We start from the raw sequence: 19,653 nt of genomic DNA on the forward strand, positions 1-19,653 counted from the left end.
AAATGGAGCGGAAAAGGAGATTCGAACTCCCGACCCTCGCCTTGGCAAGGCGATGCTCTACCGCTGAGCTATTTCCGCAAATGGCGACCCTGAACGGATTTGAACCGTCGATCTCCGCCGTGACAGGGCGGCATGTTAGACCGCTACACCACAGGGCCACTTGCTACGTTATCTATATTACCATAAGTAAAATAACCTGACAAGATGCTTTTTTATCTTTTATGTAAATTTATCACTGTTTTATCTATTTAATGTTACGACTACCTCTTTTAGTCATCGGTTCCCCGGCTTTACACATCGGACATTCTTCTGCCGAATAGGCCTCAATCGTCAGGTCCAGCAATGATTCCAGCGGAGCCTCAAAAGTCGCCTTGCCGCCGCTACGATTCACCAGTACGCCGACGCCGACGAGTTCGCCGCCTTGCGCTTTGACAACTTCAATAACCTCATCAACCGAGCCTCCGGTAGTGATGATATCTTCGACAACCAAAACTCGTTCTCCCGGTTCGATGCAAAAACCTCGACGCAACGTCATCTTCCCGTCGACTCGTTCAGTAAAGATCGCCCTCGTACCGAGCGCTTTGCCTACTTCATGTGCAAGAAGAATACCTCCTGTCACCGGACCAATCACGACACCGACATTAGCCATTTTAAAGCGCTCGGCCAATGCAGCGCAGAGACATTCGGTATATTTCGGATGTTGCAACACCTGAAATTTTTCGACGTACATCGCACTATGCAAACCAGACGTCAAAAGAAAATGTCCCTCCATGATCGCACCAGTTTCAATGAACAACTTTTTCACTTCCGCCTCGTTCATAACTTTCCCTCCTTCATTTGGCGTAAAATATCTTCCGCCACTTTGCGCGGCTCTAGTGCAGCTGTAATCGGCCGCCCGACAACCAAGTAATCGGCTCCAGCCTCAATCGCTTCTCTAGGCGTCAAAATTCGCGCCTGATCGTCCGTCGCACTGCCAGCCGGACGAATTCCCGGCGTTACGATTGCGAACGAATCGCCGCACGCCTTGCGAATCAACGCCGCTTCTTGCGATGATGCGACAACGCCGTCCAATCCGGCCGCCTGCGCCATTTTCGCCAATTCACTAACCTGCTGGGCTATTTCACGCACGCAGCCCAACGATTCCCATTCTGTTGCATCCATGCTGGTCAGCACCGTAACTGCAATCAGTTTCGGACAAGGCACATTGCGCAGCTTAGCTTCCTCGCGCAGCGCCGTCGCCGCCGCTTTCATCATTTTTGTGCCGCCGGACGCATGCAAATTGAGCATCGTCGCGCCAAGACCGACGAGCGGACGCAGTGCCTGCGCCACGGTGTTCGGAATATCGTGCAGTTTCAAATCGAGAAACACTTCTTTTCCCTGTTGCCGCAGACAGCGGACGATGTCCGGTCCCTGGCTGTAGAATAATTCCATACCCACTTTATAATAACCGACCAACTCTCCCAATTCGCCGACCAGAGCTTCCACGCGCGCTCTATCCGTTGTATCAAGCGCCACAATCAACCGTTGATCCGCCATCCGCTCCGCCTCCTTTTTCATTGACCATAACTATTCCCGTTCTTCCATTGGTGATTACCTCAAATGCACGTTTGCAACAATTTAACTATACACAGAGGAGTAAGAGGGAAATGTGGGTTTCGAAGAGGGATTATTATTGTTTTTTTGCTGGGGCGATATGTATCGCCTCAGCTCTTCGTTTTCCTCTCATCCCTTGCCCCTCTGTGTTTCGTTTTTAAAAATTGTTTTTTAGACAACCCCTACAATTTTCGTGTTAAACCGTCTTGTTACACGATCAGCTTGCCGACCAAATCGCCGACTTGATTCAGACCGCGTTCTGTGAGATAGTCGCCGATTCCGACAGCAACATCGACAGCTGCGCGCGGGTTGACGAAATTGGCCGTGCCGATCGATACCGCACTTGCACCGGCCAGCAAAAATTCGACCGCGTCTTCAGCGGTCATGATGCCGCCCATGCCGATGATCGGAATGTTGACGGCAGACGCCGTCTGCCAGACCATTCGCAACGCGACCGGCTTCACCGCTGGGCCGGACAGGCCGCCGACGACATTACCGAGGCGCGGCCGCCAGCTGCGCACATCAATCGCCATGCCCAGCAACGTATTGATCAGCGACAGCGCATCGGCACCGGCTGCTTCGACGCGCTTGGCAATTTGCGTCACATCGGTCACATTTGGTGACAACTTGACGATCACCGGTTTCGACGTGCGCTTTTTCACCGCTTCGACGACACTGGCCGCCATTTCGGGGTCGGTGCCGAACGCAATACCACCTTGCTTGACATTGGGACAGGATATGTTCAGTTCTAGCGCCGCAATCGGCGTAGAGTCAAGGCGCGCCGCCAATTCGCCGTACTCGTCGGACGTGTTGCCGGAAATATTGACGATCACCGGCACATCATAGCCGGACAGTTTCGGCAAAATCGTTTCGATCAGTTGATCGACGCCTGGATTTTCCAGGCCGATCGAATTAAGCATCCCTGCCGGCGTCTCGGCGATCCTCCGTCCGCCGTTGCCGGCGCGTGGCGCAAGCGTCGTTCCTTTGACGACCAGCGCGCCGAGTTCGTTCAAATTAACGTAGTCTTCATATTCCAACCCGAAACCGAATGTGCCGGATGCAACCATGACCGGATTTTTCATCCGGATTCCGGCCACCGTCACCGCCAGCCGTTCGTTCTGTTCGCTTTGCGTATAATCTCCCTGCTTCATCCGAACACCTCCTCGGCGTCAAACACCGGTCCGTCCAGACAAATTTTCGCGCGGCCGCCGTTCGTTTTCGCACAGCTGCAGGCCAGGCAGGCGCCAACGCCGCAAGCCATATATTCTTCCAGCGATACCTGGCAATCGATCCCGTATTCTTTGGCCAACGCAGCGATTTTTTCCATCATCGGCCGCGGTCCGCAAGTATAAACGGAATCATAGCCGCCTGCGGCCAATAGTTGCGGCAACAGGTCGACCACGGTCCCCTTCAGGCCGGCCGAACCGTCGTCGGTTGTCAGATGTGCATTTTGACAGCTGGAAGCAAACGCTTCCGTCCAAAACAATTCTTCTTTGCCGCGGCCGCCCAGCAAAATTTCGGTCGGACGAGGGCAAAGCGCTTTGGCCAGTGCCACCAACGGCGCAAGTCCCATGCCGCCGCCGACCAGCAGCGGTTTTTCGCCGCGCAGCGCAAAACCGTTGCCGAGCGGGCCCATGCAATCGACCCATTCGTCGGCCTCCAGCTGCGCCAATAGCGCCGTGCCTTTGCCAACGATTTTATAGAGTAGCGTCAACCGTCCCACCGCCCGATCAATGTCCGAAATGCTGATCGGACGCCTGAGCAGCGGGTCCGCGCCGATTTCACGGCAGCGCAGATGCAGGAATTGGCCGGGAACGGCCAATTCCGCCAGTTCTTTCGCTTCGATAATCAGCCGTTTGATGCCAGTCGCCACATATTCGTTGGCAACGATTTTTCCGTGCAGCAGCCGTTTAGGCAAGCGCGTCCCCTCCTCCGACATAATCCTGCAGCGCCAACACATAGACCAGCCGGCGTTCACGCATGAATTGCAGCACTTTAAGCACCGCTTTTGCAGTATCCATCGACGTCAGGCAGGGGATGCCGTGTTCAACCGTCGCACGACGAATCTTAAAGCCGTCACGCTCCGGCTCCTTGCCTTGCGTCAGCGTGTTGACGACCATGTTTATTTTTCCGGTCTTAATCATTTGAATGATATCCGGTTTCAGTTCATGCACTTTATGAACCACATTCACTTCCAGATCCAGGCTGCTTAGATACGCCGCAGTTCCGCTCGTCGCAATCAGATGGTAGCCCAGTTCATCAAAGCCTTTGGCCAGCACGCCGGCTTCGGCCTTGTCCTTGTCGGCGACGGTGAACAAGATGTTGCCGCGTTCCGGCACGTTCATTCCGGCTGCGACAATCGCTTTATACAGCGCACGCGCATAATGATAGTCCGAGCCCATCACTTCGCCGGTCGATTTCATTTCCGGCCCGAGCGAAATGTCGACTTGTTGCATCTTGGCAAACGAGAACACCGGCGCTTTGACCGCAACATACGGTTTGGCCGGCAACAAGCCTTCGCCGTAACCCATGTCGGCAATTTTCACGCCCAGCGCGGCGCGCGTCGCCAAATTGACCATTGGAATGTTCGTGACCTTGCTGAGGAACGGAATCGTGCGGCTCGAACGCGGATTCACTTCAATCACATAGACTGCGCCGTCGACCACGACGTATTGGATGTTGATCAGTCCTTTGACCGCCAATCCGCCGGCCAGTTTCTTCGTGCAATCGACGATTTTATCCAACACGTCCTGCGCCAGTGTTTGCGGCGGATATACCGCGATGCTGTCGCCAGAATGGACGCCGGCCCGTTCGACATGTTCCATGATGCCGGGTATCAGCACCGTCTCGCCGTCGGAAATCGCATCGACTTCCACTTCTTTGCCCTGCATGTAGCGGTCGACCAGCACCGGATACTCCGGCGACGCCTTGACCGCATAGCGCATGTAGTTGCGCAGATCCGCTTCGCCGTACACGATTTCCATTGCCCGGCCGCCAAGCACATAGGACGGACGAACGACGACCGGATAGCCGATGGCGGTTGCGGCTTCGACCGCCCCTTGCTCATCAACGACCGTTGTACCACGCGGCCGCGCAATGCCCAGTTTTTCCAACAGTTCTTCAAATTTTTCGCGGTTTTCCGCGCGATCAATGTCGGCAACGCTGGTGCCGAGAATCGGAATTCCGGCGCGCGCCAGAGGTCCGGCCAGATTGATTGCGGTTTGGCCGCCAAACTGCACAATCACGCCTTCCGGCTGTTCCTTGTCAATGATGTTCATTACGTCTTCCGTCGTCAGCGGTTCGAAGTACAACCGGTCGGCCGTATCGAAGTCGGTGCTGACCGTCTCCGGGTTGTTGTTGACGATAATCGTTTCAAAACCGAGTTCTTTGAGCGCCCAGACCGAATGAACCGAGCAGTAGTCAAACTCGACGCCCTGCCCGATCCGAATCGGACCGGAACCGAGAACCAGCACTTTCTTACGCGTCGATGGTGCCACCTCGTCTTCCTGCGCGTATGTCGAATAATAGTACGGCGTCGTCGCTTCAAATTCGGCCGCGCAGGTGTCGACAATCTTGTAGACCGGCGTCAGTCCAAGCTGTTTGCGCAGCACGCGGATTTCGTCTTCGCTTTTGTCGACTAGGCGAGCAATCGCACGGTCGGCGAACCCTTTTTTCTTCGCCGCTTCCAGCAGCTCCGGCAGACAGCCGCGCGTCGCCAGTTCCGCTTCCAACAGCACGATCGAGTTGATTTTGTGCAGGAAGAACGGATCGATGCCGGTTACCGCATGGATTTCCGTCACGTCAATGCCGCGGCGCAGCGCTTCGGCCACGACGAACAGCCGTTCATCGTCGGTTTCCTTGAGCAGCTTGCGGATTTCATCAACGCTTTGCTCGGCCAGCGCCGGCAGCTCGATATGGTTGAGACCGATTTCCAGCGAACGGATCGCCTTGAGCAGCGACGCTTCAATGCTGCGGTCAATCGCCATCACTTCGCCGGTCGCTTTCATTTGCGTGCCCAGTTCACGATCGGCAAAATTGAATTTGTCGAACGGCCAGCGCGGGAATTTCGTTACAACATAGTCAAGCGTCGGTTCAAACGAGGCCATCGTTTTGCCGGTGATCGCGTTTGGTATTTCGTCGAGATGGTAGCCGATCGCAACCTTAGTCGCTACTTTGGCAATCGGATAGCCGGTCGCTTTCGACGCCAGCGCGCTGGAACGGCTGACGCGCGGATTGACTTCGATTACGATGTAGCGTTCGCTTTTCGGATCGAGCGCATATTGCGCGTTGCAGCCGCCTTCAATCCCGAGTTCGCGAATGATCGTCAGCGATGCGCTGCGCAGCATTTGGTATTCGCGGTCGGTCAGCGTTTGCGACGGCGCCACGACGATGCTGTCGCCGGTATGCACGCCGACCGGATCAATGTTTTCCATATTGCAGACGACGATGCAGTTGTCCGCCGCATCGCGCATCACTTCATATTCGATTTCTTTCCAACCGGCAACGCTGCGTTCGATCAGTACCTGACCGATCATGCTGTGCTTGAGACCGCGCGTGACGATTTCCGTCAGTTCTTTTTCCGTTTGCGCAATACCGCCGCCGGTGCCACCCATCGTATAGGCCGGGCGCACGATCAGCGGAAAACCGATCTCGCCGGCAAACTGCAGCGCGCTGGCCACATCTTCGACAATCGTGCTTTCCGGGATCGGCTGACCGATTTTTTCCATCGTTTCTTTGAACAGTTCGCGGTCTTCCGCTTTTTTGATCGCTTCCAACGATGTGCCCAAAAGCTCGACGCCAAACTTTTTCAAAATCCCTTCTTCATGCAGCTTGACCGCCAGGTTCAGACCGGCTTGCCCGCCCAATGTCGCCAGCAATCCATCCGGACGCTCTTTTGCAATGACCGCTTCGAGAAAATCCACCGTCAATGGTTCAATATATACGCGGTCGGCAATATTCGCATCTGTCATAATCGTCGCCGGGTTGCTGTTGACGAGAACAACTTCAAGTCCTTCTTCTTTCAACGCGCGGCAAGCCTGTGTGCCGGCGTAGTCGAATTCGGCCGCCTGTCCGATGATGATCGGACCGGAGCCAATCACCAATACTTTTTTCAGATATTGTTTTTTTGGCATAATGCGACCTCCTTAGCCAGCAGTTCCATAAATTGTTCAAACAGATACACATTGTCATCCGGGCCCGGTGCGGCTTCCGGATGGTATTGCACCGAAAACACCGGCAGCAGTTGATGCTTCATTCCTTCGACGCTGCCGTCGTTCACCGCGCGATGCGTCACGACGAGCCCTTTGTCAGCCAGCGATTCTTCGCGCACGGCGTAGCCATGATTTTGCGACGTGATGTGCACGCGGCCGCTAGCCAGATTTTTCACCGGATGGTTCGAGCCGCGATGGCCGAACTTCATCTTGTAGGTGTCCGCACCGAACGCCAGCGCCAGCAGTTGATGACCGAGGCAGATCCCGAACATCGGCCAGCGGCCGATCATTGCGCGGATCGTTTCAATCGCAAATGGCACCGCCTTCGGATCGCCGGGGCCGTTCGACAGGAATACGCCGTCCGGCTGCAGTTCGCGAATCTCCTGATAGCTGGTATCGGCCGGCACCACCGTCAGGCGGCAACCATGCTCGGCCAGCGAGCGCAGAATGTTTTTCTTGATTCCGAAATCCATTACCACGACATGCGGTCCGTCATTGGCAATTTCATAGCGCTGCGGCGTCGTCACTTCCTTGACGACATCGGCCGACAGCGTTTGCTGCCAACGTTTGGCGATTTCCGCCTCCTCCAGTTCCGCCGCTACGATGATCCCGCGCATCGCGCCGGTTGAGCGGATTTTGCGCGTTACCGCACGCGTATCGACGCCATGCAGACAGGGGATTTTATTCTTCAGCAGATACTCGCCGAGCGTACCTTCCATCGTCCAGTTGCTCGGATGATCGCACAATTCGCTGATTACAAAGCCTTTCACGAATGACTGTCGCGACTGTTGAAACCGTTCCGCGACGCCATAATTTCCGACCAGCGGATATGTCAGCGTCACGATTTGGCCGCAATACGACGGATCCGTTAAGATTTCCTGGTACCCGGTCATCCCGGTATTGAACACGACTTCGCCGATCGCCTCTGCCGCGCCAAGCAATTCGCCGTGAAATACGCTGCCGTCTTCTAAGATCAATTTTCCTTTCATACCGTCACCTCGCCATCCTTCATCACAATCCGTCCGTCGACGATCGTCATCACCGCCTTGCCGCGCAAGCTCCGTCCTTTGAACGGCGAATGCTGGCCGCGCGTATAAAACTTCTCCGGCTCAACCGTCCAGACAGTATCCGGTTCAATCACCGTCAAGTCCGCCGCCGCGCCGACAATGATTTTTCCGCCGTCGATTCCGAGCACCCGTGCCGGATTGACCGACATCCAGCGCACAATGTCTTCCAGGCTGAAACCGCGTTTGTGATGCAATTCTTCGAGCACCACGCCCAGAGACGTTTCAAGACCAGTAAAGCCGCTCGGCGCCGTCTTGAATTCGACGTCTTTTTCTTCAAATGCATGCGGCGCATGGTCGCAGGCAATTACTTCAATCGTACCATCTTTCAGTCCGGCAATCAGCGCGTCTTGATGATCGAGCGAACGAAGCGGCGGATTCACCTTGAACGCCGTGTCGAAGCGCTCTATTTCGCTGTCGGTCAGCGCCAGATGATGCGGCGTCACTTCCGCGCTCACCGCCACGCCGCGCTGTTTTGCGCTGCGCACCTGTTCCACCGCACCCTTTGAACTGATATGCGCAATATGCACCGGTGCGCCGACGAATTCGGCCAGCAATACGTCGCGGGCGACCGCAATGTCTTCGGCCACGGCCGGACGGCCTTTCATCCCCAGTTTGGCCGATACCGCTCCTTCATGCATAATGCCTTCTTCGACCAGTGATTCTTCTTCGGCATGCGAAATGATCACTTTGTCAAACATGCTGGTATATTCGAGAGCCGTACGCATCAATTTTGCGTTGCCGACGCAATGGCCGTCATCGGAAATCGCCACCGCGCCGGATGCGATCATATCACCAATTTCCGCCAGTTCCTGACCGCACTGCCCTTTGCTCAAGCCACCGATCACGCCAACCTTGGCTGCGCCACATTCCGCCGCCCGGCTCAAAATCCCTTCAACCAGAATCGATTGATCAACAACAGGCTTCGTGTTCGGCATGCAGGCGACGTAGGTAAAACCGCCGGCGGCCGCCGCACGCGTGCCTGTATAAATGTCTTCTTTCGCCTCCAGCCCCGGATCGCGCAGATGGACATGCATGTCGATCAAGCCCGGCACAACCGTTTTCCCGTCCAAGTCGATCACCGTCGCCGCAGCATCCTGCAGCGCGTTGCCGATCGCCGCAATTTTTCCGTCTTCAATCAGGATATCGCCGCGGCCGGAAAATTCTCCGGCCGGATTAATGATCGTTGCGTTCTTAAGCAAGTGTTTCAACTTGTTTCCCTCCCATCAGTACTAAGAATAACAGCGCCATCCGTACCGCCAGGCCGTTTTTGACCTGTTCTTGAATCAGCGAGCGTGCACCATACGCCACATCCGGCGCAATTTCCAGGCCACGATTCATCGGTCCCGGATGCATGACAATCGCATCTTCTTTTGCCAGCGCCAGCCGCTTTTGGTTGATTCCGAACAGCCGCGCATATTCGCGCGCCGACGGAAACAACCCTTTTTGCTGCCGTTCGCGCTGGATGCGCAGCACATTGACGACATCCGCGCCGTCGAGCGCATCTTCAATTCGTTTGTGTACGTGCGCGCCGCAGGCTTCCAATTCTTGCGGCAGCAGCGTGCGCGGCCCGAACAGATGCACCTCGGCACCCATTTTCGTCAAGCCCCAGATATTCGAACGAGCTACGCGGCTATGGCGGATATCACCGATGATTGCAACTTTCAAACCGCTCAGCGATTGTTTCTGCTCGCGAATCGTAAACATGTCCAACAATCCTTGCGTCGGGTGCGCATGCGCGCCGTCACCGGCATTGATGATTGCCGCTTTTGAAATCCCCGCCGCAAACTGCGCTGCGCCTTCGGCTTCATGACGCATCACAATCGCGTCGACGCCCATCGCTTCAACCGTATACAGCGTATCACGCAAGCTTTCGCCTTTGACTAGGCTGCTGGCGCTCGTCGTAATATTCACCACATCAGCGCCGAGATATTTTCCGGCCAGTTCAAACGAGGTGCGCGTACGCGTGCTCGGTTCAAAGAACAGATTTACGACCGATTTGCCGCGCAATGTCGGCACTTTCTTGATATCGCGGTCAATGATCGTTTTCATTTCCTTTGCCGTATCCAACACCAATTCGATTTCAGCCTGCGACATCGTCTCCAATCCCAGAATGTCTTTGCCGCGCAGCGACACGTTACCTTTTGCCATGCCAACCCCTCCTAAAATATGAATAACTCCTTGCAGCCGGATAAGACACCTTGCATAAACATCCTCCCCGACCTTTCCGAATCACCTTAAACGACTTAATATGAAGGGTCTTTCATGCCGACCTGTCGCCATAAGCTGTTTATTTATACAAAAACAGATTATATATATACTATCAGGTTCGCGCTGTCATTGTCAATCAACAGCGCGGCGGCATAAAAAAATACCTTCTTGGCGCGTGCGGCACAAGAAGGCATAGAAAATTCCCTTGAAGTATGTCTCCTTTCCGGCCTCACAGGACCAGTTTAAAGGCGCTATTCAGTTTCCTTGAGTAGTATGCTATCACGCAGCGTCAACTTTGTCAATGGTATTTTGCCTGGTTGTCTCGTAATCACGCTAACACGAAAGCATTTGTCTTTTCATTAAACACAAACAGTAATGGTGCGGCATCTAGGCAAATCCGCCTGCCTGCCGCACCATTCAGTTCTCTTACGACACTTTTACGAATTGATTGTGATCAATTTTGTACAGACCGTCACTGAATGAAAATTGATTTACTTTATCGCCGACGGCCCAATTGCTGATCATCAATTCATTGACGCGCGGCAAACCGCGCTGTTGATAATCGATGACAAGATCATTGCCTTTTTTCAATAGCGAAAACTCATCGACATTAAACGCTTGGTTGAAGCGCACAGTATCGTCGGCATCGCTGACCGCGATCTGATCATGTCCGAAATTGTTTTCAAATACGAACGCATCGTGTCCTTTGCCGCCGAACAGCAAATCATTGCCGCTGCCGCTCGTCAGCACGCTGCCGTCCGCCGTGCCAATCAAAATGCTGCCCTTGTACGCGCCGCTTGCATCGGCGGCAACATTTTTGCCGGCCCGCACATGATACAATTCATCATCTTGATACAACCGGCCATTTGTAAATTTAAAGTCGAGTTGATTGTCATTTGCCGCAAACATGTCCAGCGCATTTTTGAACGTAACCGTCGCCGTTTTGTCGCCTTTGTTGTCGGTCATCACAATGTCCGCGCCATTTTGCGACCACTGCATGTCGCCAAAGCGAATCTCATCGACAAAATTAAATGTCAGGTGACCTGTTTTCTCCATTGCCCCTTCAATGCTCACGATATCGTTGCCGAAATTTTTGAAATTTCGTTCCCATTTGATTTGCGTGTCGCCGCTTGCGCCGGCTTTGACTGTGATCGTGTCATTGCCGCTTCCGCCGCGAATGATGTCGTTGCCGGCCGACCAAACAAACGTATTGTTGCCTGTTCCGCCAAACAACAGCGAGTCGCCGCTGCCGCCGACAATCACGTTATTGCCACTGCCGGCATAAATGATATCGTGACCGCCGCCGCCGTAAATCAGGCTGTTGCCGCTGCCGCCGTAAATGTAGTTGTCACCCTTGCCTGCATAAATCGTCTGGTTGCCGGCACCGTTGACGATCTGATCGCCATTGTCGCTGCCGAACACAATGTGATTGCCGTCGCGCGTAAACACAGCGGCGTTTTGTTTGCCATGCACCGCATTCTTCACGTTGATCACGCTGTTGCTGTTATCGGCGAACAGCTTCACTTCGGCAATCGTCAGATCCGACCCCGTCCATACTTTCTTCGGTGGCCCGTAATCGCGAAATACCGCTGTGCCGAGACCGATATCTCCGTCAAAATCCTTCAGACCGACCGCAGTGCCGGACCACAGCGCATCGGATTGATCCGGTTCATGGCGATCAAAGCGCGTCGCGCTGATGTCATGAAGTCCATCCATAATCCCCAACGGATCATGCGGCATCGTCGACGGCGTCGTAATGTTTTGTTCATTGACCGGCTTCAGCGCAACGTATTCGATGTCCTGCAAATCTTCACGCGCGGTCAGGAAATGCGGTGCGATGATATCGACGCCGACATGGCCGTCTTTGCTCGGATCCACGTTATAGTTGACGTGACCGACTGGATCGAGATCGGTAATCAGATTTACCACATTACTGAAGTCTTCCGATTTAAATCCGGCTACAAGCGCTTTTGCCTCGTTGGCGCGCTGCAGCAGCGTTCCGGCATGCAGTTTGTAAGTTCCACCAGTCGGCAAATGAATCGTTTCGCCGGCCAACAATTGCTGTTCTGCATACATTTCCAATTGCCGCAACATGCCGGGGCCGGCCTCCGCAACTGTCGGCAGCGCTTTGCCGGTATCGATGAAGTACATACCAGACAGAAGCTGCGCAAGTCCGCCGCCAAGCGAATGGCCGGCCACCGACAGACCGTAGCCCTGCGCAACAAATTTGTTTTCCACATCGGCAACGATTTTTTTGAATGCCTCGTACCCTTCACGCATTTGCGGCGGAATCACGCCGAGACCGATCTCCAGATCCGTCAAGCCGTCCTTGCTGAGCCACAGCGGACTCAGCTTGCTGTTCGGCTGCGTCCCTTCCAGCGTAATAGCAACCTGTTTGTTCGCTTCGTCAATGTAGGTGCGGCTGTTGTAGCCATGACTCGTTTCGACGTCATTGTACAGTTTCCATTTATCAGTAATTTGCGTGTTCGTCACCATTTTCGCTTTGTAAATCAGCCAGGACAGATCGCCGAGCGACGCTTCGCTGTGATAGTGAGCGTCCGCAATCACCTTATTCGGTTCCGCATTGATGCTGCCAGGCAGCGTCTCGACAACCGGCATGCTGCCGTGTCCCGGCAGTGCATTGAAAATATTGATCGCGGTATCGGCCGCAATCGTTCCGACGCCTTCGACAAAGCTGACCGCGTCGCGAATCGGATGCGGCCCGTCCTGACCGAAAATGGCATGACCGGCATCTTCGACCACATCCTTGATCACTTTGACCGGGCCCTGCCGCACAACCCGGGAAACCTGGCCCCCAACCACGTCGCCCAAATCTTCAGCCAACCCTTTTACATCGCTTTTAAAATCCGTAAACAAGCGATCCGCCAAACTTTTAATAATCATCCCGCACTCTCCTCTCTTTTTTGCAACCCAACCCCTACGCGTTATTCGTTCCCCTTTCACTCCTCGTCATTTTCTATTTTGAACGCGGCGCCGCGTACAAAACAACAGCATTCGGCAACAGAACAACAATGAAAATGGGCGCAAAAAAAACAGGTCCTTGTCGGCGTCGTCGCTGGACGCGCCGCCCGAATGAACCTGCGCACACTTCTTGTTCTCTTGCACTTGTATATGTATGTAGTTGAGAGTATAAACTGACTGACCAGACAGTCTTTCACGAGCAAAAAGCAACAGGCGCTTGCGTCTGTCGGAACTCGCAAACAATTCCGAGTTGTCCGTTTATTTCGAATTTACATTTTGATTATAAAGAATTTCCCTGAAACTGGCAAGTGTTATTTTCATAACAAATCATCCCATTTGTTCCTATTCTTCTGCATAACACGCCTTGCCTGCTTCCATAAACAGTCAGCGCACCGTTCGCATCCGCATATAAAGAACGCTGTCCCAACCGGCAAACGCCCATTGAGACAGCATCATAGCTTACGCAAATTGCTGCATATACAACTCGTGATAATAGCCACGCAGTTCCAGCAGCTCTTCATGCGTTCCCGCTTCGACCAACCGGCCGCGCTCCATTACGAAGATCGTATCGCAATCGCGCACCGTTGCCAGTCGATGCGCAATCATAATCAGCGTGCGACCCGCGGCAATCTGTGCCAAATTGTCCATGATGATTTTTTCTGATTCGCAGTCCAGCGCACTGGTCGCTTCGTCGAAAATCAATATTTTCGGATCGGTGAGAAGTGCCCGCGCAATCGCCACCCGTTGCCGCTGTCCGCCGGACAGCGCCGCGCCGCGTTCGCCAACCAGCGCGCCATACTGCTCCGGCATCTCGGCAATAAACCCGTGCGCGCCGCTGATGGTTGCGGCTTGCGTCACTTCTTCGTCCGCTGCGCCGATCCGCGCCGCCGCAATGTTGTCGCGCACTGTACCGTTGAACAAGAAATTCTCCTGCAACACCACGCCGATTTGGCGCCGCAGCCACGCCGGCTCGACTTGTGCCAGATCGACGCCGTCAATCATCACACGGCCGGAATCCGGCACGTACAACCGCTGAATCAGTTTGGTCAGCGTGCTTTTGCCGGAACCGGAACGACCGACAATGCCGATCCGGCTACCGGCTTTGATTCGAAGGCTGAGATTAGCCAATACTTCCGGCAGATCGCTGCGATAGCGAAAAACGACACGGTCAAATACAATCTCGCCGGAGATCGCCGGCAGCGTCGTCCGGTTCGGATTGAACGAAGGCTCCGCGCCTTCATTCATAATGTCGCCCAACCGGTCAATCGACACTTGCGTCTGCTGGAAATTCTGCCACAGATTGACCAGCCGCAGAATCGGCGCGACAACTTGCCCGGCCAGCATTTGAAATGCAACCAATTCGCCGACGCTCAATTTATCCTGCATCACCTGCAACGCGCCCAGCCAAAGAATGGCCAACGTGAAAATCTGCTGAATCAACGAGCCGATGTTGCCGGCTACATTGGCCAGATTGGCAGTGGAAAACGCGCTCTTGATATAACGCGCCAATAGCCGTTCCCACTTCTGGATAAATTGATTCTCAATCGCCAGCGATTTAACGGTTTGAATCCCAGTCACCGCTTCAATCATGAAACTTTGGCTGTCAGTGGCCGCGTTGAATTTTTCGTTGAGCCGCGTCCGGTAGATCGGCGTGACAACCAGGTTCAGCAGCACATACGCCGGCAAAATCACCAGCGCAACCAGCCCGAGATAGCTGCTGTATGTAAACATCACCACAATGTAAATCAAAGCAAACACTGCATCCAGCACGACCGTCAGCGCCGTGCCGGTAATGAACTGGCGGATGTTCTCCAGTTCGCGCACGCGCGCCACAATATCGCCAACCTGCCACTGTTCAAAATATTTCATTGGCAGCGCCGTGATATGACGAAACAGCTTGGTGCTCAAAATCACGTCTATCCGGTTCGTCGTATGCGTAAACGAATAGCTGCGCAGCGCTTGAATCCAGGTTTGAAACAGCGACACGAACACCATGCCGCAAACCAGAACATCGAGCGTCGGCGCACTGCGATGCACCAGTACCTTGTCAATGATGATTTGCGTAAACATTGGGCTGACCAGACCGAATAGCTGCAGCACCAACGACAGAAACAACACCTGAAACATTGGCTGCCGGTATCGCCAAACAATCGGCAAGAACCAGCGAATCCCGAATAAGCGCTTCTTCGCCTCTTCGGTCCAGCGCCGCGTGAACAACACCACCGTGCCGTTCCAGGCACCGGCAAAATTCGCCGCCGGCAGCAAAAACGGCGTCGGCCGGTACGGATCGAACAGCACCAAGCTGCCGTCTTCCTCGCGCCGCAGCACTACCACATAATTGCCGTTTTTCAATTGTGCGACGAGCGGCAACGGCAAGCGCTCGAACTGGCGCTGATCCGTCTGTATCGGTTTCGATTTCAAGCCGATTTCTTTGGCTGCCCGCGCCATCCCCAGCGCATCCATGCTGCCGGCTACAACATAAGCCCGTTTGAGCTGCTGCTCGTCGGCCGGAATGCCGTAGTATTTTGCAGCAACGACCAGGCAGCTGAGACCGGTATCAATCAGTTTTTCTTGTTTATTATTTTCATCTGCCAATTTTTATCGCTCCCGTAACGCTTCGCTCTTGTACTGCCGGAACGGATCGAGGAAGAACTCGATCACGCGCTTCTGCCTGATTTTGATTTCGCCGGTCGCCGTCATCCCCGACGTCAATGCCACTTCTTTACCGTTCACTTCAACCCAGGCCCGTTTCAGCTTCAGCAGCACGCGATACACCCGTCCTTTATCCTTGTCTTCGGTCGCATCGGGACTGATGTCCGTTACCTCTGCATCAAGCGTACCGAATTTTTGGAAGCTGAACGTCTCTATTTTCACTTCCGCCGCTTGACCGATTTGCACAAAGCCGATATCTTTGTTTGCAACCCAAGCCTCGACTAGCAATTCGGCATCTTCCGGCACGATGTCCATCAACGGCTGCGCCGGCGTCACGATTCCTCCGACCGTATGCAGCGCCAACTGGCTGACGCGGCCGTCCATCGGCGCAACCACGCGTGTCAGCAGATCTTTATTTTGAGCTTTTTTCAATTCTTCGCTGTAGGATTGAAATTGCTTTTGATCATCGACCAATTTCGTCGTCACATCACGCATTCGTTCCGCCTGCGTCAGTTGAATCGCTTCCTGGCTTTGCACAATCCCCCATTGCAAACGGCTGATTTCTGATGCCTGCGCACTGATGTCCTGTTGCAACTCCAACCGTTTCGCCTGATGGTCAAACAGCGTAAATGTAGCCACCGCATTTTCATTGACTAAGCTCTCAATCCGCCGTTCCTTTTCCTGCGCAATCGCGAATAAGCCGACCTGTTTATCCTGTGTAGCCAGCGCAGAACGTAGCGCCGCTTCGCTTTGCGCAAGGTTCGCCTGCGCCGACATCATCTTTGTCCGGTACTCGGACAGCCGACTTCCATACAAGCTTTGCTGATAGGCCAGATCTTTCGCTTCAATCCCCTGATATTTTTGCATATCCGGCACAAACGGCAAACCGTCGCGCTCGGCCAGCAAGCGGTCGATTTCTAGCTGCAGATAGGCGCTTTCTTTCTTCAGACGCTCCAAATCCGCCGCGGTAACTGTCGTATCGAATTCCAGCAGCAGTTCGCCGGCGGAAACGCGCTGCCCTTCCTTGACGTAAATTTTCTTTATAATTCCTTTATCTTCCGCTTGCAGCGTTTTGACATAACCGATCGGCATCACCTTGCCCGGCGCAATCGCCACTTCGTCGACATTGCCGAGAATCGACCAAATCAACGCACAAACAACTACTGCAAACAGCGTCCACAGCACAATCCGTCCGACCGGTGATGGCGGCGTTTCGACAACCTCCAGCGCCGCCGGCAGAAATTCGGTCTCTTCTTTACCCCAATCCGGACCTTCCTGCAGGAAGAACTGCCGGCATTTTTGTTTCCATGTTTTGAACATTTCCTCAGCCCTCCTGTTGTTGCTGCAAACGATAATAAATGCCTTGCTTGTCCACTAATTCGTCATGCGTGCCCTGCTCCGCAATTTCGCCTTTTTCGACGACGAAAATCCGATCGCATTTGCGAACCGTCGACAGGCGATGCGCGATCATGATCAGCGTGCGTCCTTTCGCCACATTCTCCATGTTGTCGAGAATGATCCGCTCTGAATGGTAATCGAGCGCACTGGTCGCTTCGTCAAAAATAATAATCCGCGGATTGTTAAGCAGCGCTCGCGCAATCGCAATGCGCTGTTGCTGACCGCCTGACAGAGACGAACCGCGCTCGCCGACCATCGTGTCATACCCCTCAGCCAGTTCCAGAATGAATTCATGCGCACCGGCCAGCCGGGCCACCTGAATGACTTCTTCGATCGAAGCACTTGGACGCGCCAAGGCAATGTTTTCGCGTACGCTGCCGTTAAACAGAAAGTTCTCCTGCAGCACTACGCCGATTTGCCGACGCAGCCACAGCGGATCAATCTCCGCCATATCGATTCCGTCGAGCCGGATTGTTCCTGCTTCCGCCAGATAAAGCCGCTGCATCAGCTTGGTGATCGTACTCTTGCCGGAACCGGAACGACCGACAATGCCGATCTTCATTCCCGCTTCAATCGCCAATGTTGTTTCATTCAGCACCAGCGGCGCGTCCGGACTGTAGCGAAACGCTACTCTTTCAAACGTAATCGCACCATTCAATTGCGCTGGGATATCGCCTTTGCGCTGGAACATTTCCGGCGCCGTATTCAAAATGTCGCCGAGTCGCTCGACCGACAGCGCCGTCTGCTGAAACAGCTGCCACATGCCGCTGAGCCTTGAGATTGGGGCGCCAACCTGACCGGCCAGCATTTGAAATGCGACTAGCTGGCCGATCGTCATCTGGCCGTCCATGACTTTGTGGCCGCCCCAAAATAAAATCGCAAAGCTAACGATGCTCTGAATCGCCGTTCCCGCGCTGTTAAGCCCAATACCGAGCGTCGCATTGTTAAATGACGTGCGAATATATTTTGCCACAAGCATTTCCCAGCGGTAGTTGAATTGCGGCTCCAAAGCCAACGCTTTTACCGTTTGCATGCCCGTTACCGTTTCCACAAGAAACGCATTGTTTTCCGCTCCAGCTGCCCAGGATTTTTCCAACCGTTCTCGATACAGCGGCGTCGCATAGACGTTTTGCACAATGTACAGCGGTACAGCCAGCAGCGCTAACAACGTCATACCCGGACTGTAAAACCACATAATTAAGACAAAAACAAGCGAAAAAAACGCATCAAGAGCGCCGGTCAATACCGAGCCAGTCAAAAATTCGCGAATTCCGTTCAGTGCCGCCACCCGCGTCAGAGTGTCGCCGACGCGCCGTAATTCGAAATAACGCAGCGGCAATGCAGTCAAATGCCTGAACAAACGCGCACCTAAAATCATATCTATCTTATTCGTGGTGTGTGAGGATAAATACGTACGCAAGATGCCCATTACACACTGAAATACTGCTGCAATCAAGAATACGATCCCGAGTACGTCAAGCGTCGAAATGCCTTTTTGCCCTAAAACCTTGTCAATGATAACCTGGGTAAATAACGGAGTTGCTAAAGCGAAAATTTGGAGGAAAAAAGATGCTAAGATAATTTCAACAAAGATTTTTTTATAACGCACCAAGACGGGCCAAAACCATTCAAGATTAAAACGTCGTCCTAATTCCTTAAGCGAAAATGGTTTTTGCAGCGTAATAACAATTCCGCTGCAGTTTTGCACAAAGTCAAACACAGGCATAGCCTGTCCACGTTTTTCTTTTGGATCAAAAATCATAATAGTTTTTCCGTCATTACGGCCAATCACAAGATATTGTTGATCCTTCATTTCAGCAATCGCAGGTACCGCGATTTTCTGCAATGTTTCAGCATTCGTCAGCTTATAACGTTTTGTTTTTAGTTTTAATCTTTTCGCAGTAAAAATAATTCTAGTGCTAATTACTTCTCCCGCACTCGATTTAAGCCATTCTAATATCTGCTCATCTGCTATCCCAATGCCCAATGTTTTGGCAATGACACCCAATGATAACGCCGCCGTATGCAACTGTTCACTTTGCTTCTCCTTATCTGTTGGCTCCATTTATGCACCTCAAGCTTATTAATAAAATTGTAAAATACGTATATCAATACCAAATAATTATAGTATATATTTTCCCCGAATCAATATTATTAAAGTTTATTGACCAAAATCACTGTGAAATATTTGCAAAAATCCAACCATTTAAATTTTTATGCTCGCCAATATAATGTTGGAAGTAAAAAAAGCTTGCAAATTACTTTGCAAGCTTTTAAATGATTTTTGGTGCGGTTGGTGGGATTTGAACCCACACGGGTCTCCCCGCCACCCCCTCAAGATGGTGCGTCTGCCGTTCCGCCACAACCGCATTGGGGTAAGTAACTATGAAATTAAGTGGTGCGGTCGAGTGGATTTGAACCACCACGAGGTTGCCCTCACTAGCTCCTGAGGCTAGCGCGTCTGCCGTTCCGCCACGACCGCATGTTTTCCGCCTTTCAGCGACATATATATATTACCACATATATTATGTAATCGTCAATGC

At 53.2% G+C, this 19,653-nt stretch carries 12 protein-coding genes and 4 tRNA genes; all 16 read right to left on the minus strand.

The genetic code is table 11. From position 1 onward, the window contains the following. Positions 1-3: 3 nt before the first annotated feature. Positions 4-78: transfer RNA gene (locus tag QTL79_RS10565), tRNA-Gly, on the minus strand. Positions 79-81: 3 nt separating this feature from the next. Then, positions 82-158: transfer RNA gene (locus QTL79_RS10570), tRNA-Asp, on the minus strand. Positions 159-244: 86 nt separating this feature from the next. Further along, positions 245-820, minus strand: a complete 576-nt coding sequence (gene pyrE / locus QTL79_RS10575; RefSeq protein WP_346354936.1) for an orotate phosphoribosyltransferase — start codon at positions 818-820, stop codon at positions 245-247. Continuing rightward, entirely contained in the window at positions 817-1,536 is a 720-nt protein-coding gene (gene pyrF, locus QTL79_RS10580) for an orotidine-5'-phosphate decarboxylase (protein ID WP_346354937.1), read from the minus strand. Before pyrF ends, pyrE begins: the two co-directional genes overlap by 4 nt. Before the next feature lie 266 nt (positions 1,537-1,802). Then, on the minus strand, positions 1,803-2,744 hold the full coding sequence (locus tag QTL79_RS10585) for a dihydroorotate dehydrogenase (RefSeq protein WP_346354938.1): 942 nt from the start codon (positions 2,742-2,744) through the stop codon (positions 1,803-1,805). Next, positions 2,741-3,511 carry a dihydroorotate dehydrogenase electron transfer subunit gene (locus tag QTL79_RS10590; RefSeq protein ID WP_346354939.1) on the minus strand — a complete coding sequence of 257 codons (771 nt, stop codon included), beginning with the start codon at positions 3,509-3,511 and terminating at the stop codon, positions 2,741-2,743. Before QTL79_RS10590 ends, QTL79_RS10585 begins: the two co-directional genes overlap by 4 nt. Further along, complete coding sequence (carB, locus tag QTL79_RS10595) at positions 3,504-6,725, minus strand: carbamoyl-phosphate synthase large subunit (RefSeq protein ID WP_346354940.1); 3,222 nt, start codon at positions 6,723-6,725, stop codon at positions 3,504-3,506. Before carB ends, QTL79_RS10590 begins: the two co-directional genes overlap by 8 nt. Further along, the gene (carA, locus tag QTL79_RS10600; protein ID WP_346354941.1) at positions 6,704-7,792 is read right to left on the minus strand and encodes a glutamine-hydrolyzing carbamoyl-phosphate synthase small subunit; all 1,089 of its coding nucleotides are present in this window, start codon (positions 7,790-7,792) and stop codon (positions 6,704-6,706) included. The genes carB and carA overlap by 22 nt, the downstream gene beginning before the upstream one ends. After that, on the minus strand, positions 7,789-9,078 hold the full coding sequence (locus tag QTL79_RS10605) for a dihydroorotase (RefSeq protein ID WP_346354942.1): 1,290 nt from the start codon (positions 9,076-9,078) through the stop codon (positions 7,789-7,791). Before QTL79_RS10605 ends, carA begins: the two co-directional genes overlap by 4 nt. Next, entirely contained in the window at positions 9,062-10,018 is a 957-nt protein-coding gene (locus tag QTL79_RS10610; protein WP_346354943.1) for an aspartate carbamoyltransferase catalytic subunit, read from the minus strand. Before QTL79_RS10610 ends, QTL79_RS10605 begins: the two co-directional genes overlap by 17 nt. 486 nt (positions 10,019-10,504) lie before the next feature. Then, positions 10,505-12,982, minus strand: coding sequence for an alpha/beta hydrolase family protein (locus QTL79_RS10615; protein WP_346354944.1), 2,478 nt, complete (start codon positions 12,980-12,982; stop codon positions 10,505-10,507). 537 nt (positions 12,983-13,519) lie between these two features. Next, positions 13,520-15,655, minus strand: coding sequence for a peptidase domain-containing ABC transporter (locus tag QTL79_RS10620; RefSeq protein WP_346354945.1), 2,136 nt, complete (start codon positions 15,653-15,655; stop codon positions 13,520-13,522). A gap of 3 nt (positions 15,656-15,658) precedes the next feature. Beyond that, entirely contained in the window at positions 15,659-17,032 is a 1,374-nt protein-coding gene (locus QTL79_RS10625; protein ID WP_346354946.1) for an HlyD family type I secretion periplasmic adaptor subunit, read from the minus strand. Positions 17,033-17,036: 4 nt separating this feature from the next. After that, entirely contained in the window at positions 17,037-19,175 is a 2,139-nt protein-coding gene (locus QTL79_RS10630; RefSeq protein ID WP_346354947.1) for a peptidase domain-containing ABC transporter, read from the minus strand. Between the two features lie 220 nt (positions 19,176-19,395). Then, positions 19,396-19,479 (minus strand) — tRNA-Leu (locus QTL79_RS10635). Between the two features lie 27 nt (positions 19,480-19,506). Beyond that, positions 19,507-19,592: transfer RNA gene (locus QTL79_RS10640), tRNA-Leu, on the minus strand. Positions 19,593-19,653: the final 61 nt, after the last annotated feature.

The sequence above is a fragment of the Azotosporobacter soli genome, from assembly GCF_030542965.1.
Taxonomy (GTDB): Bacteria; Bacillota; Negativicutes; order SG130; family SG130; genus Azotosporobacter; species Azotosporobacter soli.